The organism is Photorhabdus cinerea (genome assembly GCF_011189575.1).
In the GTDB taxonomy this organism is placed as follows: domain Bacteria; phylum Pseudomonadota; class Gammaproteobacteria; order Enterobacterales; family Enterobacteriaceae; genus Photorhabdus; species Photorhabdus cinerea.
This window is the reverse complement of the sequence record NZ_PUJW01000131.1, coordinates 1-682: the sequence shown is the minus strand read 5'-3', so window position 1 is coordinate 682 and position 682 is coordinate 1. Positions and strand designations below refer to the sequence as shown.

General features: G+C 51.0%; 1 protein-coding gene and 1 pseudogene. Both read right to left on the bottom strand.

Annotation, left to right across the window (positions count from 1 at the left end; genetic code table 11):
• On the bottom strand, positions 1–482 hold a 482-nt coding region (locus C5469_RS22985; protein WP_166311026.1), incomplete at its 3' end, for an Hcp family type VI secretion system effector.
• Positions 448–682, bottom strand: a pseudogene (locus C5469_RS22980) (hypothetical protein); the annotation flags it as partial. The pseudogene C5469_RS22980 and the gene C5469_RS22985, both read right to left, overlap by 35 nt.

Genomic DNA, 682 nt, shown 5'->3' with positions numbered 1-682 from the left:
TTGCGCTCATTCCACGCATCCGAGTGAATGATGTTGCCGTCTTTGTACGTCCAGATGATTTTTTCGTAACGGAACTCAACCTGTTCCAGATGGTTGTGTTTCTCTTTGGCAGGATCTTTGATGTCATGCATCAGCGGCGCCACTTTCACCACCTTCACGTTCTCCAGTCGGGTGTTGAAATATTCCTTCTCCTGACCCGCATCATCAATTTTGTACCATTTGATTTCTGCTGATTTCAGGGTTTGGCCGGAGGTGACCGCTTTATACAAATAGGGGCTTGAAGAATCGACTTCTTTAGTGAACACTAGCGGCGCGTGCACGCGGGTTCCGGTCAGCTTGCCTGTATTGTTGTCCGTCGGGATATGCAAAGCATGTTCCAGCGCAACGATTTCGATGCTGCCTTCACGGTTCTGTACATCCACAGACCCTTTGATGTCCGCACCGCCGTCATCTTTCAACCACAAATAAGCGGGGATAGCCATAATATGACTCCTGTTTTTGAGTGTGTAATGTCGCCTGCACCGGCGACGTTGTTGTTGATAAAGAGCCTGACACTGGTTGCAGTCGCTGGCAGGCGACTGCGTTAGGTACCAGACGGATTTCAACTCTGCGGTTGGCAGTACGCCCCGCAGTTGTTGAATTGGTGGCGACTGGCCGCGTTGCACCTTCGCCTTGTACGGCA